This is a genomic window from Streptomyces sp. NPDC003393 (genome assembly GCF_053589015.1).
The window spans coordinates 94176-120367 of sequence record NZ_JBSFRB010000008.1; the positions used below are offsets into that span (position 1 = coordinate 94176).

Genomic DNA, 26192 nt, shown 5'->3' on the forward strand with positions numbered 1-26192 from the left:
AAGAAAAGAGCAGGAGGCTTTCCGTTCGCTCCGAGGAGGAAGGGACGCGATGACCGACCACGTCGGCGTCTTCGAGGACGTGCGCAGGGGCATGATCCCGGCGCACATCTACAACGACCAGGAGATTTTCGACCTCGAGAAGGAGCGGCTGTTCAGCCGGGCCTGGATGTTCGTGGGGCACGAGTCCGAGATACCCCACTCCGGCGACTACGTCGTCAGGCGGGTCCTCGAGGACTCCTTCATCCTGGCCAGGGACGAGAAGGGCGAGATCCACGCCCACTTCAACATGTGTCTCCACCGTGGCATGCAGGTCTGCAGAGCGGAAATGGGCAATGCCTCACACTTCCGCTGTCCCTATCACGGCTGGTCCTACCGCAACGACGGCCGCATCGTGGGTCTGCCCTTCCACCAGGACGCCTACGGCGGGGAGGCCGGCTTCCGGCGCAAGGGACAGCGGCTGCTGCCCGCCCCGAACCTCGACACCTACAACGGGCTGATCTTCCTGAACATGGACCCCGACGCGCCATCGCTACGCGAATACCTCGGGGACTTCGCCTTCTACCTGGACTACTACACCAAGCAGAGCCCCAGCGGGATCGAACTGCGCGGCCCCCAGCGCTGGCGGGTGAAGGCCAACTGGAAGATCGGCGCGGAGAACTTCGCCGGCGACATGTACCACACGCCGCAGACCCACACGAGCGTCGTCGAGATCGGCCTGTTCCGGGAGCCCAAGGCGGAGAAGCGCAAGGACGGCTGCACCTACTGGGCCGGCAACGGCGGCGGAACCACATACAAGCTGCCGCCCGGCACGCTGGAAGAGCGCCTGCGGTACGTCGGCTACCCGGACGGGATGATCGACCGGATGAAGAAGGCCTGGTCGGCCGAGCAGCGGAAGGTGGTCGGCGACGACGGTTTCATGATCTCCGCGGCATCCGTCTTCCCCAACCTGAGCTTCGTGCACAACTGGCCCAAGGTCGCCGACAGCGACGACGTCCTGCCCTTCATCTCCATCCGCCAGTGGCAGCCCGTCGGCAAGGACGAGACCGAGGTCCTGTCCTGGTTCGCCGTCGACGCCGAGGCCCCGGAGGAGTTCAAGGAACTCTCCTACAAGGCCTACCTGATGTGCTTCGGCTCCACCGGCATGTTCGAACAGGACGACGTGGAGAACTGGGTCTCCCTCACCAACACCGCCGCGGGTTCCATGGCCCGGCGCCTGCTGCTCAACAGCCGCATGGGCATCCTCGCCGACGACACCGAGGTCGTCCCGGCCCTCACCCGGGAACAGTTCGCCGGCCCCGGAACGGCCCACACCGGATACGGCGAGTACAACCAGCGCGAACTGCTCAACCGGTGGGCCGACCACCTGTCCACCCCGGTCACCACCGCGGCGGCGGTCGAGGTCGGCGGACAGGACCCCCGGAAGGTGACGAAGGCGCACTGCGCCGGCGAGCCGGCCGGCGCGACGGCGTCCGGCGGCACCGAGGCCACGAACGACACGGCGGTGAACGGCGCATGACCACGACCCAGACCGGAACCTACCGGGGCGGCAGCTACTCGGCCGGCCGCACCGGCACCCACTCCGAACAGGCCGTCCTCGGACGCGGCGCCTCACGCGTGAAGCGCTCCGGCGGCACGCTCGCCTTCGGCGACGAGCGGCATCTGCTGGCCCACCAGTGGCTCGTCGACGAGACGTACCTGCTCGACGCGCAGAGCTACGAGAGCTGGCTCGACCTGCTCACCGGCGACATCCACTACCTGATGCCCGTCCGGGTCACCACCGCGCTCGGCGCCGGCTTCGACACGGCACCCGGCATGGCGCACTTCGACGAGGACAAGTACTCGCTCTCCCGGCGGGTCGCCCGCTTCCTCACCGAGCACGCCTGGACCGAGGACCCACCCTCCAGGATGCGCCACCACCTCACCAACGTCCGCACCTTCGCCGCCGACGACGCGGACCACCTGGTCGTCGAGTCCGGAGTCCTGCTGTACCGCAGCCGGGGCGACGTCCGCGAGGCGGCGCAGATGTCCTACGGCCGCGAGGACCTGCTGCGCCGCACGGACGGCGGGTGGAAGCTGGCGCGCCGGACGATCCTTGCCGACGACTCGGTCATCCGTATGCAGAACCTGGCGGTGTTCCTGTGAACCTGCACTGGGAAGGCGAGGAGGAGGACGCGCGGGCCGCCCGAAGGGCGGCGGCGGAGAGGGCCGACCTGGTCTCCCGCACGGTGGGTGAACCCATCACCCTGGGCAACGAGTTCGCGGAGATCCGGGTGAGCCAGGTGGAGACCCGCAACGGGACGCGGCTCCTGATCGAGTCGACCCGTTCCGGCCAGTGGGTGGCCCTTTGCCCGCTGGAGCTGGAAGCACTCACCTGGCAGAACACCGCCACGTTCTCCGCGATGATCGGCAACCCGTTCGGTCCGTTGCTGCAGGAGGAGCTGTGACGGACTGGCTGAAGAGCAAGCGGGCGCTCGTGGTCGGTGCCGGCTCGGGGATCGGCCGAGCGGTCGTCGACGCGTTCCGCGAAGAGGGCGCCCGGGTGGCGGTGCTCGAGCGGGACCCGGACAAGTGCCGGGCCCTGAGAGAGGAGGCCCCCGGCGTACCGGTCGTCACAGGCGACGCCACGACCCGCGCCGCCAACGAGCGGGCGGTCGCCACGGCCGTGGAGGCGTTCGGCGGCCTGGACGTGCTGGTCAACTGCGTCGGTGTGTTCGACTTCTACAAAGGACTCACCGATCTCGACTCCGAGCTCATCGACACCGCATTCGACGAGATGTTCTCGGTGAACGTCAAGAGCCACCTGCACGCCGTGAAAGCGGCACTGCCCGAACTGAGGAAGACCAAGGGCTCCATCGTCCTCACCGAGTCGACGTCCGCCTACTACCCGGGGCGCGGTGGCGTCCTGTACGTCGCGTCGAAGTTCGCAGTGCGCGGCCTGGTCACCACGCTCGCCCACGAACTCGCTCCCGAGGTCCGCGTCAACGGGGTCGCGCCGGGCGGCACGCTGGGCACCGACCTGCGCGGTCTCGGCAGCCTCGGGCTTGACACCCGCAGCCTCGGAGAGACGCCGGGCCGGGCGGCAGAGCTGGCGGGACGCGTACCGCTGCGGGTGGCCCTCTCCGGGGACGACCATGCCTGGAGCTATGTGTTCCTGGCGTCCGACCGGGCCCGCGGCATCACCGGATGTGCCGTCCATCCCGACGGCGGAATCGGCGTAAAGGCCTGAACGGCAACACCAAGAACGGCGTGGAAGGAACAGAGTCATGCCCGTGCTCAAGGCGGACTTCGGCGCGTGCCAGGGGTACGCGAACTGCGTGATGGCAGCGCCCGACACCTACGACCTCGACGACGACGGCGTGGTGGTCCTGCTGAAGGACAGCATTCCGGATGCGGACCTGCCCCGCGTCCAGGAGGCCGCCCGCAGTTGCCCCGTCTCGGCCCTGATGATCGAGGAAGCGTGAACAGCACCGTCGTCGTCGTGGGTGCCTCGGTCGCCGGCATCCGCACCGCCCAGGCCCTGAGAGCGGAAGGGCACCAGGGCCGGATCGTCCTGGTGGACGCCGACACGGAGATCCCCTACGACAAACCCCCGCTGTCCAAGCAGTTTCTCGCCGGTGAATGGGACACCGGCCGTCTCCGGCTCCTCACCCCCGACGACGCACGGAACACCGGCCTGGAACTGCGCCTCGGAGTCGCCGCCCGGCACCTGGACCCGGCCGTCCAGCGGGTCGCCCTCGCCGACGGCAGCGCACTCGCCTACGACACCTGCGTCCTGGCCACCGGGGCCGCGGCCCGCCCCTCCCCGTGGAAGGCCACCTCCGGCGTGCACGTCGTCCGAACCCTCGCCGACGCCGCAGCGCTCCGCGACGACCTGCGCGCCGGCGGCCCGGTCGTCGTGATCGGCGCAGGATTCATCGGCGCCGAGACCGCCGCCACCGCACACCGGCTCGGCTGTCATGTCACCGTGGTCGATCCGCTGCCCACCCCCATCGGGCGCGTTCTCGGCCCCGCCGCGGGAGCCGTCTTCGCCGGCCTGCACACCCGCCACGAGGTGACCACCCGATTCGGCCGCGGCGTCACCGCCGTCACCGGATACGCCGGGAACCTGTCGGTGGTGCTCGACGACGGCGAGATGCTGCCCGCCCACACCGTCGTCGTGGGCATAGGCGCCGTCCCCAACGACACCTGGCTCGCCGGCTCAGGGCTGCGCGTGGACGACGGCGTTCTCTGCGACGAGTACTGCCGCGCCCTCGACGTGGACAACGTGTACGCGGCAGGAGACGTCGCCCGCTGGTTCCACCCCGGACGGGGCCGGCACATCCGCGTCGAACACTGGACCAACGCCGTCGACCAGGCCGCCGCCGTCGCGCACAACATCACCCACCCCGACGAGCCGCGGGCCTACGCACCCCTCGAGTACGTGTGGAGCGATCAGTACGACTGGAAGATCCAGATCGTCGGCCGCCCGGCCGACGCGGCCGGCCACACACTGGTCGGCACCTTCGACGGACCGTCGGCCAAGGGAGCCGCCCTGTACGCCGACGACACCGGCGTGCTCACCGCCGCGGCCACCGTCAACTGGCCGCGCGCGCTCGTCGAGTGCCGACGGCTGATCGCCGGTGGCACCGCGCCCCTCGAAGCCGTCCTCGCCCGTCTGGACACCCTCTCCCCGCGCCCCGCACAGATCTCCGGAGCCGCCACATGAACGACCGCCCCCTGGACGCCGAGCGCCGACTCGTCTCGGACGCCTGCCGGATCCTCGCCGCACGCGGCCTGGCCGACGGCATCCTGGGCCACATCAGCATGCGTGTCGACGACGACACCCTCCTCGTACGCTGCCGCGGACCCCGCGAAAGAGGACTGCTGTACACCACCGCCGAGGACATCCACCTGGTCGACCTCGACGGGAACCCGGCGGCCGAGGGCGAGCTTGAGGGCGGATGGTCGGTGCCCAACGAACTCCCGCTCCACACCGAAGTCCTGCGCAAACGCCCCGACGTCAAGGCCGTCGTCCACGCCCACCCCATGGCCGTGGTGGCGGCAGACCTCGCCGGCCTGGCCATCCGGCCGATCATCGGCGCCTTCGACATTCCCGGAACCCGTCTTGCCGCCGGAGGCGTACCGGTCTACCCACGGGGCGTCCTCATCCGCAACCGCGACCTGGCCGGCGAGATGACCGGCTTCCTCGGCGACCGCCCGGCAGTGGTGCTCCGCGGCCACGGACTGACCAGCACCGGCTCGTCCGTCCAAGAGGCGGTGCTGCGCGCCGTCTCCATCGACACCATCGCCGGCCTGTCCCTGACCGTCACCCAGGCCGGCGGCACACTCAAGGACCTTCCGCCCGAGGACATGCGTGAACTGCCGGACCTCGGAAGCGGCTTCAACCACGCCACGGCCTGGCGCCACGAACTCGCCCGCATCGACGCACACGAGTCTCGGGACGCTTGGGTGTGACAGCCCGCTGACCGACCGGTGCAACCACCCCGCTGGAAAACCCCGGGAGCCTCTTGCTGCCGGTGGATGGCTGCTCGCCGGGCCCCAGCCATGCACCGCGGAGATTCGGACAACGCTGCGGCCGGCTTCGTGGACACGGGCAGGCGTGCGGCAGAGGGCCGACCGCATGGGTGCTGCCGGCATGGGCCCGGCCGGGCCGTCCGGCCCGGCAGGCGATCTACTCACTGCCGGGTGTGACGTTCTGTTCGGCCCAGATGGTCTTGCCGGTGTGGGTGTGGCGGGTGCCCCAGCGGTCGGCGAGCTGGGCGACGAGGAGGAGGCCGCGTCCGCCTTCGTCGTAGAAGCGGGCGCGGCGCATGTGGGGGGTGGTGCTGCTGGTGTCGGAGACCTCGCAGATGAGGGTGGTGTTGTGGTGGATCATGCGGAACTGGACGGGGGGTTTGCCGTAGCGGATGGCGTTGGTGACCAGTTCGCTGGCGATGAGTTCGGTGATGAAGGCGGCCTGGGTCAGTCCCCACGCGGTGAGCTGGGCGGTGGCGTTCTGGCGGACGCGGGCGACGACGGCGGGGTGGGGCTGCAGGTCCCAGGCGGCGACGCGGTCGGCGCTCAGGGCGCGGGTGCGGGCCACGAGCAGGACGATGTCGTCGTCGGGGCGGTGGGTGAGGGTGGCGGTCAGGACGTGGTCGCAGACGGTGTCCAGGGTGCGGGCGGGGCGGACGAGGCCGGCGAACATCTTGTCGAAGGCTTCGTCGATGTCGTGGTCCCGGGGCTCGAGCAGGCCGTCGGTGTAGAGGGCGAGCAGGCTGCCTTCGGGCAGTTCGGTCTCGGTGGCCTCGAACGGCAGGCCGCCCAGGCCGAGCGGCGGGCCGGCGGGGACGTCGAGGAGGTAGGCGGCGTCGGGAGTGACGACGGCGGGCGGGGGGTGGCCGGCCCGGGCGAGGGTGCAGCGGCGGGTGACGGGGTCGTAGACGGCGTAGAGGCAGGTGACGCCGATGCCGGCGGCGCCTTCGAAGGCGCCTTCGGGGGTGGCTTCGTCGGCGGAGAGGTGGAGGACGAGGTCGTCGAGGTGGGTGAGCAGTTCGTCGGGCGGCAGGTCGACATCGGCCAGGGTGCGTACCGCGGTGCGCAGCCGGCCCATGGTGGCCGAGGCGCGGATGCCGTGGCCGACGACGTCGCCGACGACCAGGGCGACGCGTGCGCCGGACAGCGGGATCACGTCGAACCAGTCGCCGCCGACGCCGGCCAGGGGGTCGGCGGGCAGGTAGCGGGAGGCGATCTCGAGGGCGGCCTGCTCGGGCAGGGCCCGCGGGAGCAGGCTGCGCTGCAGGGTCATGGCGGTGGTGCGTTCGGGGGTGTGGCGCCGGGCCTCGTGGATGCTCCGGGCGGCCCGGGCGGTGACCTCCTCGGCCAGCTGCAGGTCCTGGGGGGTGAAGGGGGCGGGGTTGCGGTGGCGGCTGAAGAGGGCGGCGCCCAGGGTGGTGCCTCGGACGCGCAGCGGCACCACCATGAGCGAGTGGGTGCCCCACTGGCACAGCCGGGCCGCGCCCGGGTCCTCACCGGTCCACCGGGCAAGGGCGGGGCCGGTCATCTCGTAGAGCGCTCCGCGGCCCCTGGCCAGGCATTCGGCCACCGGGGACAGCGCCGGGCAGGTGCTGGACTCGCCGACGGCGAGCGGGGACTCGGGGTTTCCTTCCAACACCGAGCGCACGGCGGCGCGGCGCATGGTGATCGGCCCGGCCAGAGCGGCGGCGTCCGCCTCCCCGCCGCGCGCGGGGAGCAGGTCGACGGCGGCGAAGTCCGCGAGCCGGGGCACGGCGACGTCGGTGAGTTCCTGGGCGGTGCGGGCGATGTCCAAGGTGGTGCCGATACGGGTGCCGGCCTCGTCCAGCATCCGTTCCCTGTCCGCGTGCCCCTGGTACGCGGTCAGGCACACGCCCCGCAGCCGGCCCGCTCCGTCGCGCAGCGCGGTGAGCGACACCGGCCGGCCGCTCGCCGGGCCGTCGGCGCGGCCGGCGTGCACGGCGGGCAGGAAGGTCTCGGTCCACTGCGGCTGGCCGTCCTGGAGCACCCGGCGCATCCGCGCCTGGATCTCCTCGCCCACGGGGTGCGGCGCGATGTCGGTCAGGCGCAGCCCCCGCATCTGGGCCTCGGTGAGCGCCAGGGCGCGTTCCATGGCGGTGTTCGCCGCGACGAGCCGCAGATCCGTGCCGAAGACGGCCAGGATGCACGGGGACTGCGCGAACGCCCACTCCTTCAGCTCCCCCACCGCGCCCGGCTCCTGCGGTCCCCGCTCGCCCGCCGCGTCCGGTGTGTCGTGCGGGCGGTTGCCGGGGTGCGGCGGCGGGCTGGTCACGGCGCACACAAGGAGCCACTCGGTGGCCGCACCGCCGGTGGGGGTGCGGCGGTGGGCGAGCAGGTGCTGTTCGAGGCGGTGGCCGTCCCGGTGGCGCAGCGCCACCGTGCCGTTCCACCGGTCCTTGCCGGCCGCCCGGCGGGCGGCCTCGCCGGTGTCATCGGCGAGCAGCCGGCCGGCGGGGCGGCCGATGACCTGTGAGGGCTCGTAGCCGAGCAGGCGCCGGGCGCCCTCGCCCCACCCCGTCACGATGCCGTGTTCGTCGACCGTGGCCGTGGCCGTGACGGTGGCGGTGCGGGGCGGCTCGAGCAGGGTGTCCGCCTCGCCCGGCCGTTCACCAGGAGGAGTGGGAAGGTGCTCCATCGGCGCTCATCTCGCCTCGCTCGTTCCTCGACCGCTGTTCCCGGGTGAACCTTGGCGGCAGGCCCTACCTACCAGCATGATCCTGCGGGGCGAAAGAAGCACCAGCACGGTGCTCGTGAGGCGCCCGGGCCGGGCCTGCCCACAGCGGGCGGTGCGCTGTGTGCGGCTGCAGGGGCCCTGTCGCCGGGGCCGGTGAGACAGACCGAGCAGCCGGCCCGACCGCTGCGGCTGCGGCTGCGGCTACGGCTACGGCTACGGCTACGGCTACGGCTACGGCTACGGCTACGGCTACGGCTACGGCTACGGCTACGGCTACGGCTACGGCTACGGCGGTGTGTGCCCTGCCCACCGCGGGTAGTCCGCTTTCTTGGGGAATGTGCCGGTAGGCGTAACTTGCCGTTCTTCGAGCGATATGCAATACGTGGAAAGAGACTCTTCAGCGGTCGCCGAGGAACCCCTGCTGGCCGTCCTGGACGAGGAGCGCCATGTCAGGAGCGCAAGAGGCCACCGGGCGCGTGATCATCGGACGTTACCGTCTTCTGCGCCGGCTCGGTACCGGCGGCATGGGACGTGTGTGGCTGGCGTACGACCAGGAACTGGCGTGCGAGGTCGCGCTCAAGGAGATCATTCTGCCGCCGGACGTCCCTGAAGGGGAGGCGCGCAGCAGGATCGCCAGGGCCCGCGGTGAGGCCCGGCACGCCGCCCGGCTGCGCAACCATCCGCATGTCGTCACCGTGCACGACATCGTGGAGGAGGACGGCCTGCCGTGGATCGTCATGGAGTTCGTGCCCGACGCCATGGATCTGGAGGCGGTGGTGCGCGAGCAGGGGCCGCTGCCGCCCGGTGAGGTCGCCCGGGTCGGTCTGGCGGTCCTCGACGCCCTGCTGGAGGGACACCGGCTCGGTGTCCTGCACCGGGACGTCAAACCGGCCAACATCCTGCTGGCCCACCCCGGACACCAGCCCTCCTGTCCGACGGACAGCGGCAGTCAGGTGATGCTCACCGACTACGGCATCGCGCTGGAGCCGAGCTCCGGGGAGGACCGCCTGACCGCCACCATGGAGCTCCTCGGGACGCCGCGCTTCATGGCCCCGGAGCGGGCCAACAGCCGGCCGCCCACCCCTGCCGCCGACCTGTTCTCGCTCGGGGCCACCTTGTACTACGCCCTCGAGGGGGCCGGGCCCTTCGACCGCGACACCGCCGTCGCCACGCTGAGCGCCCTGCTGTTCGAGTCCCCGAGCCTGCCGCGCCAGGCGACGGAGCTGACCCCGGTCCTCATCGGGCTGCTGGCCAAGGACCCCGCGGACAGGATGGACGGCGAGGAGGCCGCCCGGCGGCTGGCCGCCGTCGCCGGCCAGTCCCGTCCCTCCCCCGTGCAGCAGCCGGCTCCCCCGCCGCAGGTGCCGCTGCCCGAGCGGTCCCCCGTCTCGAAGCCGTCGCGCCTGCAGGAACCGGCCCCGCCGACCGAGCTTTTGTCGCCGGTGGAGATCCTGTCTGCGGCCGAGGCCCGCTCGCCGGCCGAGGTGCTGCCGCCGGCCGAGCCGGAGGAGCCGGCCGGCCCGCCTCTGGAACCGCTGCCGCGCACAGAGGACGAGGCCCGGCCGCGGCCCCGCCCGCCGCGGACCGGAAACCGGCGGACCAGGCTCGTCGCGGGGGTGGCGGTGGTGGCGTTCGCCGCCACGGGCGGCGGCATCTACCTGGCACAGTCCCATTCCTCGGGTCCCGCCGCACCGTCCGTGTCCTCGATCCAGGTCGGCAAGTCCCCGGGCGGGGTCGCCGTCTCCCCGGACGGACGCCGGGCCTACGCGACCAACTACTTCGGCCCGGCATCGGTGTCGGTGATCGACACCGAGGCGGGCCGCACCGTCGGCCGACCCATCCAGGTCGGGGACAAGCCGTACGGGGTGGCGGTCTCCCCGGACGGAAGCCTGGCCTACACGGCCAACTCCGGCTCGGACTCGGTGTCGGTGATCGACACCGAAACCAACCGCACCGTCGGCCAACCCATCAACGTCGGCAAGAGCCCGGTCGGGGTGGCGGTCTCCCCGGACGGACGCTGGGTCTACGTGGCCAATGCCGGCTCGGACTCGGTGTCGGTGATCGACACCGCCACCAACCGCACCGTCGGCCAACCCATCAAAGTCGGCGACAAGCCGTACGGGGTGGCGGTCTCCCCGGACGGAAGCCTGGCCTACACGCCCAACTCCGGCTCGGACTCGGTATCGGTGATCGACACCGAAACCAACCGCACCGTCGGCCAACCCATCAAAGTCGGCGACAAGCCGGTCGGAGTGGCGATCTCCCCGGACGGAAGCCTGGCCTACACGGCCGACTCCGGCTCGGACTCGGTGTCGGTGATCGACACCGACACCAACCGCACCGTCGGCACGCCCATCCACGTCGGCGACAAGCCCGTCGGGGTGGCGGTCTCCCAGGACGGGCACCGGGCCTACACGGCCAATGCCAGCCCCGATTCGGTGTCGGTGATCGACACCGCCGCCAACCGCACCGTCGGCCAACCCATCAAGGTCGGCGGGTATCCGGTGTGGGTGGCGGTCTCCCCGGACGGACACCGGGCCTACGCGGCCAACGCCGGCTCGGCCTCGGTATCGGTGATCAATTTCTAGCCCCCGCCCCCCTCTTTCTTTTCTCACCTGAAGGCGGCGCGGCCGAGCCGGCCGCGGCCCGACACCGGGGCCGGCGCCCTCACCCCCCCCGCACTCCCCCACCACCCCGGGCCGATGACCGATGACCAGGAAAGACACAGTGGTTGACAGTGGTCCCGGCCGCAGACCAAGCTGGAGCACTAAACCGACAAACATGGATAAATACGCCTCAAGTGAAGGGAGATCATCATGACGGCACACACCCGCAAGCGCCTCCGGCACCTCTTCGGTGCGTTCTGCGTCGCTGCGCTGCTCGCCGGAACGGCGGGCGTGACGAGCGCCGCGGCCACGCCTCAGCCGACGAAGGCCACCACGCAACTGCCGAGCGAGGGCTGCACAGGCCCCCAGAACCCGCCGGGCTGTGTGTGAGGCGGCGTCGGGGCGGGCGTCGCCCACCTGCAGGGCGTCCGTCCTGAAGCCTGTTGCGCGGCGCGTTGAACGGCGTACAGCCTCCTCCGCCCCCCGCATGCGAGTCGTCCGCCCCCGCACAGAAGCCCGCCTCGATCGTGCATGACGGTCCGCCGACGAAGTCGGTGGGCCGTTTCGCTGTTCTGTGGCCGACGGCGGGCATGCCGGGGATCCGAGTGATGCCTCCGGTGGGCGCCGGGTTCGGCTGCTTGGGGCGTGGGTGGTGCTGCTCGCAGGGGCGGAAAGCCGCCGGTCAGCCGGAGTTCGGCCGGAGAGCGGACCGTTCGAGGGCGCCGGTGCTCCCGCCGGTCGGGGGCCGGCGGCCGCCGGGACAGGCCGAAGCCGCGGACCGGCCCGGCTGCGGGAGCCGGGCCGGTCCGCGCGCAGACGCCGCGCGCCTGGCCGTCCGGGTGTCTCAGCCGCTCATCCGTAGCGGCTCAGTTCGTGGAAGAAGTCCTCCACGACGTGCAGCTGCCCGGCGCGGGTCACCTCGTCGTACACGTGCTTGCCGACGGCGAGGTCGAGCACTCCGAGGCCGAAGGGCGAGAAGACCACGGGCCGGTCCTCGGGGAGCCTCACCCGGCCGGTCATCACGTCCGCCAGCGTTCCGGTGAGGAAGTCCCTGTTGCCGGTGAGCCGTTCGGCCAGGTGGGGTGAGGTGTCGGCCTTGAGGCAGTGGTCGACGTCGTCGACGATGTTCGCCGAGGCGAGCACGATGTCGGGGGCGAGGTCGCGCAGGGAGACGTGCAGTACCAGGGGGTTGTGGTCGAACCATGCCGGGTCGCCGACGTGCGGCCGGCCGGCGACGGTGGCGAAGACCACCAGGTCGCTGGAGCGGATCAGCTCCTCGGGGCTGTCGTGGGTCGTGATCTGCGGGGCCGCGTCGGTGTGTTCCAGGTAGCTGTGGAAGCCGGCGGCGTGGTCGGGGGAGACGTCGTGGATGCCGATCCGGTGGAAGTTCCAGCCGGTTGCGGCGAGAAAGGCGTGGATGTAGCGGGCGATCAGGCCGGTGCCGAAGAATCCGACGCGGGTGGGGCGCCGGCGGTGGCGGCTGAGCCAGTCGGCCGCCGACGCGGCCATCGCGGCCGTGCGGCTCGCGCTGATGATGGAGCTCTCCAGGCAGGCGAGCGGATAGCCGGTGTCGTGGTCGTTGAGGATGAGCACGGCCGAGGCCCGCGGGATGCCGGAGGGCACGTTGTCGGGGAAGCTGGAGATCCACTTCAGGCCGTCCACCCGTACCTGTCCGCCGATCGACGCGGGCAGCGCGATGATCCGCGCCGTCGGCCGGTCGGGAAAGCGCAGGAAGTACGACGGCGGGTTGACCGAGTCCCCGGCCGCGTGCAGCCGGTAGGTCGACTCGACGACATCGACGATCTGCCGTTCGCGGCCCTGCAGCGTGTGCCGGACCTGGGCGCCGGGGATCACGGCGAACGGGGGCACCGCGGCCTGCGGTGGCGTCGTGCCCGGCCGGGGCATCGCGGACTGGGGCATGGTGCGGGCTCCTTGGTGCGGGAAGGGGGGCGTGGTCATCGGGCGGTCTCGTCCAGGGCCGGCGGGCGGGCGGCCGGGTGCAGTGGTTCGGCCAGGGCGACCACGACGTCACGCGGCGGTTCGAAGGGCTCCCTGCTGTGTGCCATGCGGACGTTGTCGACGAGCATCAGGTCGCCCTCCTGCCACGGCTCGCAAACGGTGTGCCTGTCGTACACCGTGTTGATCAGCTGGACGACGTCCTCGCCGATCGCATCGCCGTTGCCGAAGCGCGTGGTGAAGGGCAGACGGTCGGGGCCGTGGAGGTCGATGAGGTACTCGCGCACCTCGGGGCCCATCGTCCACTCGTTGAGGAACGCGATCTGGTTGAACCAGCAGCGCCGGCCGGAGACCGGATGGCGTACCACGGCGCGGCGGCGCTGGCGGGTGTGCAGGCCGCCGTCGGGCAGCCAGCGAAAGGCGATTCCGTGGGCGCGGCAGTAGTCCTCGACAGCGGCCTGGTCGTCGGTGCCGAAGGAGGCCTGCCAGGAGGCTCCGATCTCGTCGTGGTAGGTGCGGGTGAGCAGCCAGCCCTCCTGTTCGAACCGCTGGACCAGGTCGGGCGGCAGCGCGCCGAGGACGGCGGTGGCGTCGGCCAGGGCGGTGGCTCCGCCGGTGCGGGGCGCGGTCAGGCAGGCCATCAGCAGCAGGCCGGGGGGTGCGTGGGTGTAGCTGAGTTCGTGGTGCATGCACATGGGCTGGTTGGGCGGCCAGGGGGTGGAGGAGTACAGGCCCGGGGCGCGGGTGGGGCGGGGTGCGAAGGCCTCCCTCTCGGTGATCGGGGCGGGAGCCAGGTGGTGCAGGACGGCTCCTGCCTGGCCGGCCTCGTGCAGGGCGAGGCCGCGGATGAGGAGCGCGCCGTGTTCGGTGACCAGGCGGCGGACGGCCTGGCGGTGCTGGGCCGCCCAGCCCGGCGCGTCCTTGCGGGCGTGGGCGCCGGTGTGCAGGACGGGGGGGTTGCCGGGGTGCATGTCGAGTTCTGTGGCAGGCATGGGTGCGGCGGCGGGCGTGCGGAGGGCGGGGGTGGGCAGTGACATCTTTACGTGTCCTTTCGCGGGTCGGGGGGTGTGCGTGGGGTCGGGGACGTCGGACGGGTCAGGCCGAGGCCTGCCGGGCGGTCGGCTGCTGCCGGCCGCGCTCCTGCTCTGCCAGGAGGCGGGCCAGGTCGGTGAGGACGGGGTGGCGGGTGATGTCCGCCAGGGACACCAGGCGGTCCAGGCCGACGGCGAGTTTCACGGCCGTCAGCGAGGTGCCGCCCAGGTCGAAGAAGTGGTCGTGGCGTCCGATCCGGTCCTGCCCGACGTCCAGGACGCGGGCCCAGGCGGCGGCCAGCCGCCGTTCGGTGGGGGTGGCGGGCGCTTCGGGGTCGTCCTTCGCGGTGTCAAGCAGCCGGGTGGCCAGGGCCGTCAGGGCCTTGCGGTCCACCTTGCCGTTGGCGGTCAGCGGCAGGTGCGCGTACCAGTGGACGGCCGAAGGGACCATGTAGGGGGGCAGTACGGTGTTCAGCCTCTTCAGCAGGACGTCGGTGTGCAGGGGCCGGGGGGAGGTGTAGAAGGCCACCAGGTGGGTGCTGTGGTCGGGTCGTTCGGCGACGACCACGGCGCTGTCGTGGACGCCGGGCACCCGCAGCAGGGTGTTCTCGATCTCGCCGGTCTCGATGCGGAAGCCGCGGATCTTGACCTGGGTGTCGCGGCGGCCGAGGAACTCCAGCTTGCCGTCGGGCCGCCAGCGGCCGATGTCGCCGCTGAGGTAGAAGCGCCGGCCCGGGCGGTGGGGGTCGTCCAGGTAGACGGGGCGGGTGCGTTCGGGGTCGTTGACGTAGCCGCGGCCGACGCAGATCCCCGAGAAGGCGATCGCGCCCGGCGCGCCGAGCGGCACCGGGTTCAGGTGCTCGTCGACGACGTAGAGGTGGACGTTGTGGACCGGCCGGCCCAGCGGGACCCGGTCGCCCTGCGGTGCCCGGTCCATGATCTCGTGGTTGGTGTCGTCGGAGGTCTCGGTCAGTCCGTAGGCGTTGACCAGCTTGACGTGGGGCTGGGCGGCGAACCAGCGCTGGGCGAGTTCCTTCTTCAGCGCCTCGCCGGTCACCGACACGTACCGCAGGTCGGGCAGTGCGCGCGGGTGCTGCTCCAGGCAGGTGAGGACGACTTCCAGGTACGACGGAACGACCTGCAGGACGCCGACTCGTTCGCGGGCGATGGTGTCGAGGAACTGCCCGACGTCGAGGATCACGTCCTGCTCGACCAGCAGGGTCCGTCCCCCCGTCAGGAGCGCGGACAGCAGTTGCCACAGCGAGATGTCGAAGCACTGCGGTGCGGTCTGGGCGACGACCTGTCCCTCACTGATCTCCAGGTCGTCGATCTTGGCGTGGAGGTGGTTGAGCATGCCGCCGTGTTCGCACATGGCGCCTTTGGGCGTACCGGTGGAGCCGGAGGTGAAGTAGAGGTAGGCCAGCTGGTCGGCTGCCGCGGCGACAGCGAGGTCGTCGTCGGCGTGGCCCTCCTCCTCGGCGGCGTGGGTGTGCAGCGTCCGTACGGCGGGCAGGGACGCCAGGGCCGTGCGCAGGCTGGTGGGGGTGGCCGGTGCGGTGAGCACCAGCGTGCACCGGGAGGCGGTGAGCATGGCTTTGACGCGTTCGGCGGGCAGATGCGGCTCGATGGGCAGGTAGGCGCCTCCGGCCTTGAAGACGGCCAGTACGGCGGCCGGCCAGTGAAGGTTTCGGTCCATCACCACCGCGACGACGTCTTCGCGCTGGAGTCCTCGCGCCAGCAGGGCGCGGGCCAGCCGGTTGGCGCGGGCGTTGAGTTCCCGGTAGGTCCACTCCCGGTCGCCGTGCACCGCTGCGACCGCGTGCGGGTCGTGCCGGACGCGCTGCTCGAACAGTTCGTGGACCGCGGCGTCGGGCAGGCTGCGCCGGGGTCCGGCGGCGAGCTTTTCGAGCTGGAAGCGTCGTTCCTCATCGGACAGCAGGCTCTGTCGGGCGTGTTCCGCGGCCGGGTCGGCGGCGATCAGGGCGAGCGCGGTGAGGTGGTAGCCGGCGATGCGGGCGGCGCTGTCGGCGTCGAGGACATCGGTGCGGTAGCGCATCCGCAGGGTGAGCCCGCCGTCGTCGTGGTGCGCGATGCCCACCCGCAGCACCGTGCCGGTGGCCGGGGTACTGTCGTCCGCGGCGGGGGTGTCGCCGGGGCCGGTGACATCCAGTGCGGTGTCGCAGGACGGTTCCTCGAGGCCGAGTTCGCGCCTGAGGTCGTCGACCGGGTAGTCCCGGTGGGCGCCAACCTGCGAGACGGCCTGGTGGGTGTGTGCCAGCAGGGCCTCCCAGGAGCGGGGTGCGGTGGTCAGCCGGCACGGCAGCGGCCGGCCGGGGGCGAGCCCCGTCAGGCCGACGGTGACGGTGGATTCACCGGTCAGCGCGGCCAGCACTGTGGCGTGCGCCGCCAGCAGCACGGTGCTCACCGGCACGGCCATCTCCTCGGCCAGCCGGAGCACGGCTGCCGCGTCACGGGCGGGGATCAGCGCGTGGTGCTCGGCCGGGGCGGGCTCGCGGGTGAAGCCCGGTGTCTGGTGCCCGGCCGGGCGGGGGGCCGGCTCGCGGGTGAAGCGCGGAAGGGGCGTGCGGCCGCCGGACTCTGTCAGGACGCCGTGCCAGAAGTCTCGGGCGGCGGGAGTGTCGGGTGCCATCGGAATCGGTCCTTCGTTCGGGTGCTGAGGTGGTCGGATGCGGCGGGGTGCCGGGGGGTGCGGCGCCAGGTGCGGGGGGTCAGGACGACGGGTGGGCGGGGGTGCTGTCGGGCAGCTGACGGGCCGGGTTTCCGCCCCACCGGGCCTGCGCGGGCACGTATTCGCCCTTCATCAGGAAGGAGTCGCAGGCCAGATCGACGTGGTCGGACAGGGTGACGCCGTAGTGGACGAACGCGCCGACACCGAGCGTGCAACGGGCGCCGATCGTGGTGCGGTCGGACTTGAAGGCGCCGTCCTCCTGGGAGTGGCACTGCACGACCGTGCCCGCGTTCAGGGTGCAGTCGTCGCCGATGGTCACCAGCGTCCGTTCGGGGAAGAAGGAGCCGTCGTCGAAGACCCGCTTGCCGATCCGGGCGCCCTGCATCCGCAGAACCATGGTCTTGAACGGGGTGCCGCTGAACATCTGGGCGTGATCGACGGCCGCCATCTTCCAGAAGCGTTCGTGCCGCCAGAAGGACGGCTCGTAGATGGAGCAGGTCAGCGGCCGCTGTGCCGCGAACCCGGTGGCGGCCCGCTCGATCAGGGTGAAGTAGCAGACGCTGAAGGCGAGGCCGGCGACCATGGACAGGGCGATTGCCGATGCGCCCAGGAAGGGGTAGAGGCTTCCGGCTGTCAGCGTCAGCAGGGTGAGGACGAAGACGTGGAACCAGCGCGCCAGCAGATACAGCACCACGGTCACCGCGTTGTGCCGGTTCTTCCGCGCGAGGCGGTCGCGCAGTTCGCTGCCGCCCGCCAGGTTGTTCACCCGGGCGTCCCGCATCACGGTGCGCGGAATGGCGAAAGGAGGCGAACCCAGCAGACCCACGCCCCGCCGTGTCTCTCCGTCGACAGGCACCATGACCTTCGTGGCCAGCAGGCAGTCGTCGCCGATGCGGGCCTGTGCCGGATAGGCGATGCGGTTGCCGAGGAAACTGTCCGCTCCGATCGAGGCGCGGCGAAGACGGAAGGAGGTGTGGGAGAAGTCGGCGTTGATGACCGACAGGCCGTCGGCGACCATCGTGTTGCTGCCCACCGAGGTGAAGAACGGACTGTCGTGCTTGAGTTCCGTGCCGAAGTTCGAGCCGGTCTGCGTGACGTGGAACAGGTCGTAGCCGAGGTAGCGCAGGTAGTGAACGATCGCGGAGCTGTCCCCGAATATCGTGGTGAAGAACTTCCGGTTGGTCAGGGTCGCGATCGCCCGCTGCAGACCGTAGTGGAAGCCGTAGAGCGGGTAGACCGTGTCCGGCTCGAGCGCCTTGTCGAGCAGACGCGGCACCACGCCCTGCAGGGCGAGCCCGGCCAGGGCGGCGCCGAAGAACAGCATGAAGGAGGTGGCCAGCGCGCTCAGGCACAGCGCCGAGCCGGCGTGCGGCCATGACCCGGCATCCAGGGGCGCCTTCAGCTGCGGTACCGCGGCGACCAGCAGGGCCGTGCCGCCCGCGGCCAGGGGCAGATACACCAGCAGCAGGGCCAGCAGCTGCCCCAGGGCGTAGCGGACCTTCCGTGCGGTGGAGCGGTCGGCGGCGTGCGCACTGCGGAAGTCGGTGCCGGTGGGCTCGGCCGGTGAACCGTGCCGGCGCTCCCCGGCGGGTACGGCCTGCCCGGCGTGCAGGGACGAGGCATGGGCGAGCTGGGACCCGTCGCCCATGGAGGTGTTGATGTCCAGGACCGCCTGTTCACCGACGACGACGTCCCTGCCGAGCGTGACCGGGCCCATCTGGATGAGGCCGGCATGGGCGCGGTAGCAGGAGAACAGGGCGTCCTTGCGGATGACCGTGCCGTCTTTGACGGTGAGCAGATCCGTGCACACGGGAATGTGCGTGGAGAAGATCGCGACATCGCGGCCGATCTTCGCGCCCAGCGCCCGCAGATACGGCACGAACAGCGGCGACGCCGCGAACAGGCGGGCAGGGCTGGTCAGGATCAGGGTTTTGACGATCCACCAGCGCAGATAGGTCAGGCTCCACACGGGGAACTGACGGGGCGTGAAGCGGCCGATGAGCGTCCACTTGGCCAGGATCGGCACCGCGCACAGGCCGATGAACGCGGCGCCGCCGGCCAGCACGGAACGCAGGTAGCGGTCGGCGAGGGCGGAGCCGTCGCCGATCCATGCGTAGCCCCGTGTCGCGGCCAGCGCGGCCAGGTAGCAGTAGCCGAGGAAGAACAACAGCTGCAGCACTCCGCACAGCATGTACTGACGCGTGCCGGCCCGCACGGCCATCCCGTTGGAGGTCTGCGCGGTGTTCGCGGCCGGCGCCGGGGCGGGGGCGGACGGCTGGTGGGGCATGGAGAGGGGTGTGGGGGGCGCCGTGGGGGCCGACGCGCCGGCCGTGGGCCCGGCGGCCGCGCTGCCCGCACCGGTGGCGGCGGATACGGCCCCGGTGTCGGGCCCGGTCAGCGCGGCGGCCAGAGCCTTAAGAGTGGAATGCCGGTAGACGTCCCTCATCGACACCGGCGGCAGGTCCGCCCGCTTCCTGACCCGCGCACAGAACTGGGCCATCACCATCGAATCCGCACCCAGATCGTCGAAGAAATGACTGCCGGCCGGCACATGGTCCACGCCCAGGACACCGGCCAGCACCTCGGCCAGCAGCCGTGCGGTGCCAGCCGGCGACCCGTCGTCGGCGGCGGATGCGGGCTCTGTGCTGCCGTCGGGGCGCGTTGAGGGGCGGGACGGGCCGGCCGTCCGGGTGAGGGAGGAATTCCCTGCCATGTGAGCTGCTCCCCGATGTCGTCGGTGTGGTGGTGGGGCGGGTTTTTGTCACCCGCGAAAGCGCCAGAGCCTCATCGCGGCGGATTTCTGACGCCCGCCCCACCAGTACGCCCGGCCGGCCACGGCTTCGTCACGCCGCTGAATCTCGTGACTTGACACCGCGCATGGGCAGCGGTACACGCCGGGACAAGTCCGGGCGGAAGGCACCGAGCCGGCGCAGGCCCCTCCTCGGAATTCCGGGAATCCGCGCTGTTACGCGCGAGCCCGGCCGCTGTCAAGCCCCGAATTTTGGTGGCATGACGGATCCGGGGGTGAGCCCGCGTACTGGTGGAGACGGTTCACCCACAGATCGGAGGCGACCGTGCCGGTCATATCCGCCCCTCAGGAATTCAACGAGAACGACCTCTACATCGACCTGGAGGCGATCACCGGGCACCAGTTGTTCCTCAAATGCGAAGGCTTCAACTTCGCCGGCTCGATCAAGCTCAAGGCCGCCGCCGCCATGGTCGAGGCCGCCGAACGCGACGGCCTGCTCACCGACGACTCGATCCTCCTCGAGTCCTCCTCCGGCAACCTCGGGGTGGCCCTGAGCATGATCGCGGCCAGCAAGGGCTACGGGTTCGTGTGCGTGACCGACACCCGCTGCAACCTGCCCACCCGGCTGCTCATGGAAGCCCTCGGCAGCCAGGTCCACGTCGTCACCGAGCCCGCCCGGCAGGGCGGCCTGCTCGGCGCGCGCATCGAACACGTCCGCGCCCTGTGCGCCTCGGACGACCGGTACGTGTGGCTCAACCAGTACACCAACCCCAACAACCGCATGGCCCACTACCGCACCACCGCCCCGGCCATCGCCCGCGCCTTCCCCGACCTCGACGTTCTCTTCGTCGGGGCCGGCACCACGGGCACGCTCATGGGCTGCGCGCGCTACTTCCGCGAGTGGCACCGTCCGGTGCACATCGTCGCCATCGACACCGAGGGCTCGCTCACCTTCCAGGACACTCCGGGCCGGCGCATGATCCCCGGCCTGGGCACGAGCGTGCGCCCCCGGCTGCTGGACGACTCCTACGTGGACGAGGTGATACACGTCAGCGAGGCCGACACCATCCGCACCTGCCACCAGCTCGCCCGCCGCGGCTTCCTCTTCGGCGGCTCCACCGGCACGGTCGTCAGCGGCGCCACCCGCTGGCTCGCCCGGCAGCCGGCGGGTGGCCGGCGGCCGAGAGCCGTGACCATCGCCCCCGACCTCGGCGAGCGCTACCTGGAGACCGTCTACCACACCAACTGGGTGGCGGACCTCTACGGCGAGGACGTACTCGAAGACACCGCCGCCCCCACCCCCGCAGGGGGCGGCGGACCCACCGCGGCCGGACCGTAGCGGTGATTGCCTGCTGTCCCTCGCCCTTCACCGGCGAGGGACAGCAGGCAGACGCCGGACAGCCGCCTACCGCCGGCGGCAGCGCCGCTGAGCGGCCGGTGCGGCAGTCACGCAGGTGACACGGCGCACACGGTGCGCGCCGGCCCGCCCGGCCGTGCCGACAGGCCCGCCCCGGCCCGCGGCCCGCCCCCGGCCGCCGTCGTCACCCGCGGCCCGCCCCCGGCCGCCGTCGTCACCGGCGCCCGCGGCCCTCGGGCACGGCACCCGGGCGCCGGATCGCGACCGCGGCGGCGTATCCGTCGTCCACGGCCACGTCCCTGACCGTCCAGCCCCGCACAGCGGCCGGTGCGCTCCCACGGGCCCCCAGGTAGTCCAGTGACATGGCGCGGCCCAGCCCCGTGCCCAGCCCCTTCAGATAGGCCTCCTTGCGCGCCCAGACCCGGGCGAACGCTGCCGGCCTGTCCACCGCCCGCACCTCGCTCAACTCGGCGCTCTCCCGCGGATGCAGAAAGGCCCCGACCTCGTCGGCCACCTCCGGGGCGGGGACCGCCTCGACGTCCACACCCACCGGCGTCGCCGCGAAGGCCAGCAGACACAGCCCCCCGCTGTGGGACAGCGAGAAATGCACGGGATCGCCGCGCACCACCGGGCGCCCGTGCGGCCCCCCGCACTGCGGGCACGGCAGCCGCTCCAGCACGACGTCGGCGGGCGGTACGCCGAGGTAGGCGCCCAGCAGCAGGCGCATGGCCACGTGCCCGCTCAGATACGTGTCCCTGTCCCGGTCCTGCCTCAGCGCCGCCGCACGCTGCGTCTCGGTCCCCTCCAGCACCGAAGCGGCCAGACGTGCCGCCACCGGCCCGAAGACCTGCGCCCGCACCAGCCACAACCCGGGCCGCCCCGCCGTCCCCGGCACCGGCAGCTCCCATCCCTCCGCCCGCAGCTCCGTCGGGCGCCACAGCCCACCAGCCATCACACCGGCAGGATACGAACCACCACCCCTGCACGCCCGGTGCAGCCGCCGTCGGCCCGCACCGGCCTCCGGCCGGGCCGGCGCCGGCATCGCCTCCCGCACCACTGCCCAGCCCGCGTCCGTCATGTCCGGCGGATACACCGGCACCCCCTTGCGACCCTGTCCTCATGCATCCACCCGGCGGCGATCACCCGGCCGAGGACCGTGCCCGGCCAGAACCACCCTCATGTCAAAGGCGCCCTCATGGCAGAGGCGCCCTCGTGGCAGAGGCGCCCTCATGATCGACGGAGATGGCCTCTCAAACCGTTCCGCCCTTCCTGTGACACGCCTGTGACAGGCGGCGGACACGGCCATGACGTCCGACAAGCAAAGTGGAGGAATAAGGGCAAATCGCCCTAAACGGCCAGATCCCTCGCCGGAGGACAGCACCATGAGCGCCACCCTCGCCACTGCGCACACCGAAGCCCCCGCCCCCGCGCTGGCTCCGCGCGAGCGCGAGACGCTCCGGCACATCGCCGCCGGCCGCACCTACCTGCAGACCGCCCGCCACATGGGCCTGTCCACCCACACCGTGGACGCCTACCTGCGCCGTATCCGGGCCAAGCTCAACATCACCAACACCGCCGAACTGACCCGTACGGCCATCGCCCTGGGCCTGTGACCCGGGGGGGCCGCGGCCGGCCCCCCGGCGGCGCGCGCAGGCCGGCGGCGGTGGAGGGCCGGCGAGTCCGCGGACCGGACGCCGGCGTCGCCGCCGCCTTTGCGGTCAGAAGCCGCCGTCCTTTCGATCCCGCGTGATGCGATCGACAAGGACGGCAGCTTTTTCATGTGCAGGGCTTTGTATGCGCATGGTCCGCCAGGCGTGAAGTGGCTCGCTCCGCCGGCCACGCCCCCGGCGTGCGGCACGGCGGCGCGCGCGTGATTGCCCAGAGCGCGCACTGCGCCCGGCCTTCTCGAGCGCCGCCCGTCCGGGGCGTTCAGCTGCCCGGGCGCGTGTAGGTGAGGAACACCGCGCCGCTCTTGAGCACGGCATGGTCGGCGAGTGTCCAGGTGCGCGGGTCGAAGGCGGCCTTGCGGGAGAACAGCGGGATCCCGTCGCCGATGGTCAGCGGGCCGGCCTTGAGGATGAGCGTGTCGATCTCGGCGTACAGGGAGCCCGCGAGTTCGGCGCCGCCCAGCAGCCAGATGTCCTTGCCGTGCTGCTGCCTGAGCTCGCGCACGCTCGCCACCGGATCGTCGGCGAGGAGTTCGACGGCCGGGTCCGGGCTCTGGGTCAGGGTCCGGAAGAACACCAGGTGCCGCAGGTGGGGGCAGGCGTCGGTGATGCCGGCCGCGAGAGCGATCTCGTAGCTGCGCCGCCCCTCCAGCACGGTGTCGAAGTGCGTGCCCTGCGCCGTGACGGACAGGGCCTGCCGGGCCTGGACGGGCAGCGTCTCGGGGATACTGGGCCACCAGGTGCTGTATGCAGTCCTCCGGTACGGGCCAAAAACCGTTGGGGCCGGCGGGGTCCGCGCCGTCGGGGCCCGCGATGAAGCCGTCGAGGGTGGTGGCGATGTAGTGGACGAGTCTGCGCATGCAAGGTCCCTTCCGTCGGGTCGTGCCGGCGGGCCGTACCCCGGCACCGCCCGACGGCGGGCCGGGGTACGAGGCCGCTTAAGTGATCACGGCACCCGTCCGGCCGGCGCGCGCACCGTACCCTCGGATCGCCTGGAACAGGCGCCCGCGCCGGGGTGCGGCTGTGGCCCGGACCGGCCGGCACACGCTGTTGCACTGATGTGGAGGGCCGCCTGTCCCCGCGGTCGTGGTCATCACCCGCGCGATCGCGCCGGGACCTGCCGCACCGGTGCGGCAGGAGCCGGGCGGCGGCCCCCCGAGGCGCCGCAACGGCACTGGCCGCGCCTCCCCCTTGCGGAAAGAGGGGGGCGCGGCCAGTGCCGTTGCGGGAGGGTGGGTCAGGACGGCGGCGGTGGCAGCGAGGGCGGTGCACTGAACCGGGAGCGCAGTGCCGGGCCGGGCTGTCCGGGTGGGAAGCCCGGGGCGGGTGCGGCCGCCGCGGGCAGCGGGTGATGTGCGCACGGGTGAGTGCTCATCGGGTTTCTCCTTCCGGGCTGCGGGGTTGTGCGGCCCGGCACACGGATCGGTGGGTTTTCACCGTGCGCCGGGCCGGCCGCATCGCGGGGGTGAGGAATCACGGCCCGGCAGGTGTCGTGGCCCTCCCGGTGGCGCCGCCGGCGCCGAGGACCCTCTCCCCGCGCCGCAGGGCCAGATACCTGCGCACTGCCCTGTCGGCCTCCCGTCGTACCCGGCGCAGTACTGGGACCTGGGTGGCCCTGTGCAGCTGGTAGCGCCACGGCGCCTGGGCCCCCTGCCGTACGGACATCGCGTAGGCGAAGTCCACCGGGTTCTGCCGGAGGTGGTGGTCGAGGTGCTCGAACCAGGCCATGCTGGTGCGGGCCGCGGCCTGCACGGGATGGAGCGCGGCCCGGCGGCGCTTGTCGTAGGCGGCCAGGGCGGCGGGCAGCTCGGTCTGCGTGTACAGGCTGTGCGCGAGCTCGATCGCGTCCAGCAGCGCCAGCCGGGTACCCGAGCCCAGGGTGTAGTGGGTGGTGTGGGCGGCGTCCCCCAGCAGCACCACATTGTCGTGGTACCAGGCGGCGTTGCGTACCTCGGTGAAGTGCTGCCAGCGTGCCGGTTCCCCGCGGGACTGGCCGAGCAGCGCGTGGCCGTCCAGGGCGGAGGCGAAGATCTGTTCCAGCAGCCGCACGCCGTCGGCGGTGTCGAGCGTGTCGAGTCCCAGCCCCCGCCAGGTCTTGGGGGAGCATTCGACGACGCAGGTGCTCATGTCCGTGCTCGAGGGATAGGCGTAGAACCAGATCCACCCGGCCGGGGTCTGTTCGAAGGCGAAGGTGAAGCGGGGGAACACCTTGTCGGTGCCCAGCCATATGTAGGGGTTGCGGCCGGTCTTCAGACGGGTGCCGAAGTGGTCGCCGTGCAGCTGGCGCACCCGGCTGCCCGCCCCGTCACAGGCGACGATCAGGTCGGCGTCGGCGAGTTCGGCCAGGTCGTCGACCTTGCGGCGGTACTGGACGTCCACCCCCAGCTCGATCGCGCGCCGGGCGAGGATGTCCAGCAGGGCGGCGCGGGCGATGCTGTAGCCGTAGTGGCCCAGATACGCGCTCTGTTCCCCGCGGCGGACCTCCTGGTCCTGCCACAGCGCCGAGGCCTCACGCACCGCCTGGGCACTGTCGGGGTCGTTGCGGTAGAGCTGGTCGAGCAGGTCGTCCCCGTATCCCACGCCCCAGCCGTAGGTGGCCCCCGGCGGGTCGCGTTCGATGACGGTGATGTCGAGGCCGGCATCACGGCGCTTGGCCGCGATCGCGAAGTACAACGCGCCCGGTCCGCCGCCCACACACACGATCTTCGTGGCGGGCCCCGTTCCGGCCGCGCGGCCGGGCGGCCTCATCACGGCTCCGGCGTCCTGGTGCGCGGTCGGTGTCGGGGTGGGGCCGTCCAGCGGCGCAAGGACGGCCCCGTCCGGGGCCCCCTGCCGGGCGGGTCCATGGAGCAGTGGTCGCATGGTTGCTCTTTTCCTGGGCTGGGTCTCTGAGTCGACTCGACGGGTCAGGTACTGGTGCCTGTGGGTCGGTGCGCGCCCGTGGGCGCAGAAGGGTGCCGGGCCTGTGCCCGGCCCCCGGGTGCGCGGGCACGGCGAGCCCACCCCTGGGGTGTGTGCGCCGCACCCGCGTCCGGGCCCCGGCCGGCCGAGCGGGGGCGCGCGGCGGCCGGGGTCAGGGCCGCCTCGCTGCCGTCCGCCCCCGGGACGGCTAATAGCCCCAGCCGTCGGAGCCGCCCCAGCTGCTCGAGCTGCCCCAGGTGCTCGAGCTGCCCCAGCTGCTGGAACTGCCCCAGCTACTGGAACCACCCCAGCCACCCCAACCGCCCCAACCGCCCCAGCCACCCCAGCCGCTGGAGCCACCCCAGCTGCTCGAGCTGCCCCAGCTACTGGAACTGCCCCAACTGTCGGAGCTGCCCCAATGGTCACTGTCGCCGCCCCAGCTGCTGGCACTCGCCACGGCGGCGGTGGCGTGCGTCGTGACGGGTGCGGCCTGGGCCGCGGCACCGCCACCCAGAAGCGCACCTCCAGCGGTCACGGTGATGGCGGCGACCTTGGCGATCTTCTTGCTCATTCCAAACATGCTCTGTCCCTTCGATGGATGCCTCACTCGCTCCCCGATGAGGCCGTGATTCGAGTAAGCCCGATCGGGACATGCAGCGTCACGCCACTGAATACCGTGACTTGACACCCACAAACGATCTTGATAAAAGCCCGCCTTCCACCCGGACCGGCCCTGCCGCCCCAGGGGCCGGCCTCCCAAGACACCGGCCCCGGAGACCGGCCGGACAGCCGCCGCACCCCCGCCCTCCAAGACACACCGACACCGCCCGGCGGTGAACGCCTCCTCCGCCGGCACCCCCAGCGCTCCAGGCTCCCGGCACCGCGGACGTCCCCGCACACCACGCGCCCACCAGCCCCGCACAGGCCCCCGCACGGCGAAACGGCCACCGGGAACACGCACGGAACAACAGCCACCACGACACGAACCGAACAGAACACCGGGGGCATGGAACTGACGCTCCGCCCG

19 protein-coding genes and 1 pseudogene are annotated in these 26192 nt (G+C 71.9%); 11 read left to right on the forward strand and 9 right to left on the reverse strand.

Features of this window, described 5'->3' with window-relative positions; all coding sequences use genetic code 11:
• The first annotated feature begins 49 nt into the window (after nt 1-49).
• From ACWDUZ_RS11080 to ACWDUZ_RS11110, 7 genes are read left to right on the forward strand one after another with little or no spacing between them, the layout of a single operon-like run.
• Nucleotides 50-1516: a Rieske 2Fe-2S domain-containing protein gene (locus ACWDUZ_RS11080; protein ID WP_451631522.1), complete on the forward strand. Its 1467-nt coding sequence runs from the start codon at nt 50-52 to the stop codon at nt 1514-1516.
• Complete coding sequence (locus ACWDUZ_RS11085; RefSeq protein ID WP_451631523.1) at nt 1513-2142, forward strand: 3-phenylpropionate/cinnamic acid dioxygenase subunit beta; 630 nt, start codon at nt 1513-1515, stop codon at nt 2140-2142. Before ACWDUZ_RS11080 ends, ACWDUZ_RS11085 begins: the two co-directional genes overlap by 4 nt.
• Nucleotides 2139-2444 (forward strand): hypothetical protein, encoded by a 306-nt coding sequence (locus ACWDUZ_RS11090; RefSeq protein WP_451631524.1) that lies wholly within the window; start codon nt 2139-2141, stop codon nt 2442-2444. Before ACWDUZ_RS11085 ends, ACWDUZ_RS11090 begins: the two co-directional genes overlap by 4 nt.
• Complete coding sequence (hcaB, locus tag ACWDUZ_RS11095) at nt 2441-3226, forward strand: 3-(cis-5,6-dihydroxycyclohexa-1,3-dien-1-yl)propanoate dehydrogenase (RefSeq protein WP_451631525.1); 786 nt, start codon at nt 2441-2443, stop codon at nt 3224-3226. The genes ACWDUZ_RS11090 and hcaB overlap by 4 nt, the downstream gene beginning before the upstream one ends.
• 37 nt (nt 3227-3263) lie before the next feature.
• Nucleotides 3264-3461: a ferredoxin gene (locus tag ACWDUZ_RS11100; protein WP_451631526.1), complete on the forward strand. Its 198-nt coding sequence runs from the start codon at nt 3264-3266 to the stop codon at nt 3459-3461.
• Nucleotides 3458-4705, forward strand: coding sequence for an NAD(P)/FAD-dependent oxidoreductase (locus tag ACWDUZ_RS11105; protein ID WP_451631527.1), 1248 nt, complete (start codon nt 3458-3460; stop codon nt 4703-4705). The genes ACWDUZ_RS11100 and ACWDUZ_RS11105 overlap by 4 nt, the downstream gene beginning before the upstream one ends.
• Complete coding sequence (locus tag ACWDUZ_RS11110; protein WP_451631528.1) at nt 4702-5454, forward strand: class II aldolase/adducin family protein; 753 nt, start codon at nt 4702-4704, stop codon at nt 5452-5454. The genes ACWDUZ_RS11105 and ACWDUZ_RS11110 overlap by 4 nt, the downstream gene beginning before the upstream one ends.
• A gap of 217 nt (nt 5455-5671) precedes the next feature.
• Here the strand turns inward: ACWDUZ_RS11110 and ACWDUZ_RS11115 are convergent, their stop codons facing one another.
• On the reverse strand, nt 5672-8170 hold the full coding sequence (locus ACWDUZ_RS11115) for a SpoIIE family protein phosphatase (protein ID WP_451631529.1): 2499 nt from the start codon (nt 8168-8170) through the stop codon (nt 5672-5674).
• A gap of 485 nt (nt 8171-8655) precedes the next feature.
• Here ACWDUZ_RS11115 and ACWDUZ_RS11120 point away from each other — a divergent pair, with 485 nt between their 5' ends.
• Together ACWDUZ_RS11120 and ACWDUZ_RS11125 are read left to right on the forward strand one after the other, a co-directional pair.
• Nucleotides 8656-10797: a protein kinase domain-containing protein gene (locus ACWDUZ_RS11120; RefSeq protein WP_451631530.1), complete on the forward strand. Its 2142-nt coding sequence runs from the start codon at nt 8656-8658 to the stop codon at nt 10795-10797.
• 228 nt (nt 10798-11025) lie between these two features.
• Entirely contained in the window at nt 11026-11205 is a 180-nt protein-coding gene (locus ACWDUZ_RS11125; protein ID WP_451631531.1) for a hypothetical protein, read from the forward strand.
• A 462-nt stretch (nt 11206-11667) separates the two neighbouring features.
• On the opposite strand, the gene sbnB is transcribed toward ACWDUZ_RS11125, so the two are convergent.
• The 4 genes from sbnB to ACWDUZ_RS11145 form a co-directional block, all read right to left on the reverse strand.
• Nucleotides 11668-12735, reverse strand: coding sequence for a 2,3-diaminopropionate biosynthesis protein SbnB (gene sbnB, locus ACWDUZ_RS11130; RefSeq protein WP_451631532.1), 1068 nt, complete (start codon nt 12733-12735; stop codon nt 11668-11670).
• A gap of 35 nt (nt 12736-12770) precedes the next feature.
• The gene (locus tag ACWDUZ_RS11135; protein ID WP_451631533.1) at nt 12771-13808 is read right to left on the reverse strand and encodes a TauD/TfdA family dioxygenase; all 1038 of its coding nucleotides are present in this window, start codon (nt 13806-13808) and stop codon (nt 12771-12773) included.
• A gap of 58 nt (nt 13809-13866) precedes the next feature.
• Nucleotides 13867-16452 carry a non-ribosomal peptide synthetase gene (locus ACWDUZ_RS11140; protein WP_451631534.1) on the reverse strand — a complete coding sequence of 862 codons (2586 nt, stop codon included), beginning with the start codon at nt 16450-16452 and terminating at the stop codon, nt 13867-13869.
• 79 nt (nt 16453-16531) lie between these two features.
• Entirely contained in the window at nt 16532-19204 is a 2673-nt protein-coding gene (locus ACWDUZ_RS11145) for a Pls/PosA family non-ribosomal peptide synthetase (protein ID WP_451631535.1), read from the reverse strand.
• A 361-nt stretch (nt 19205-19565) separates the two neighbouring features.
• Here ACWDUZ_RS11145 and sbnA point away from each other — a divergent pair, with 361 nt between their 5' ends.
• Nucleotides 19566-20579 (forward strand): 2,3-diaminopropionate biosynthesis protein SbnA, encoded by a 1014-nt coding sequence (gene sbnA / locus ACWDUZ_RS11150; protein WP_451631536.1) that lies wholly within the window; start codon nt 19566-19568, stop codon nt 20577-20579.
• A gap of 232 nt (nt 20580-20811) precedes the next feature.
• Here the strand turns inward: sbnA and ACWDUZ_RS11155 are convergent, their stop codons facing one another.
• Nucleotides 20812-21549: a 4'-phosphopantetheinyl transferase family protein gene (locus ACWDUZ_RS11155; protein WP_451631537.1), complete on the reverse strand. Its 738-nt coding sequence runs from the start codon at nt 21547-21549 to the stop codon at nt 20812-20814.
• Between the two features lie 430 nt (nt 21550-21979).
• Between ACWDUZ_RS11155 and ACWDUZ_RS11160 the strand changes: the two genes are divergently transcribed.
• Nucleotides 21980-22210 carry a response regulator transcription factor gene (locus ACWDUZ_RS11160; RefSeq protein ID WP_451631538.1) on the forward strand — a complete coding sequence of 77 codons (231 nt, stop codon included), beginning with the start codon at nt 21980-21982 and terminating at the stop codon, nt 22208-22210.
• Nucleotides 22211-22526: 316 nt separating this feature from the next.
• Here ACWDUZ_RS11160 and ACWDUZ_RS11165 read toward each other — a convergent pair.
• The 3 genes and pseudogenes from ACWDUZ_RS11165 to ACWDUZ_RS11175 form a co-directional block, all read right to left on the reverse strand.
• A pseudogene (locus ACWDUZ_RS11165) lies at nt 22527-23124 on the reverse strand (dihydrofolate reductase family protein).
• A gap of 613 nt (nt 23125-23737) precedes the next feature.
• A complete protein-coding gene (locus tag ACWDUZ_RS11170) occupies nt 23738-25126 on the reverse strand; it encodes an FAD-dependent monooxygenase (RefSeq protein ID WP_451631539.1) in 1389 nt (462 codons plus the stop codon).
• Nucleotides 25127-25373: 247 nt separating this feature from the next.
• Nucleotides 25374-25745, reverse strand: a complete 372-nt coding sequence (locus ACWDUZ_RS11175; RefSeq protein ID WP_451631540.1) for a hypothetical protein — start codon at nt 25743-25745, stop codon at nt 25374-25376.
• Between the last annotated feature and the right edge of the window lie 447 nt (nt 25746-26192).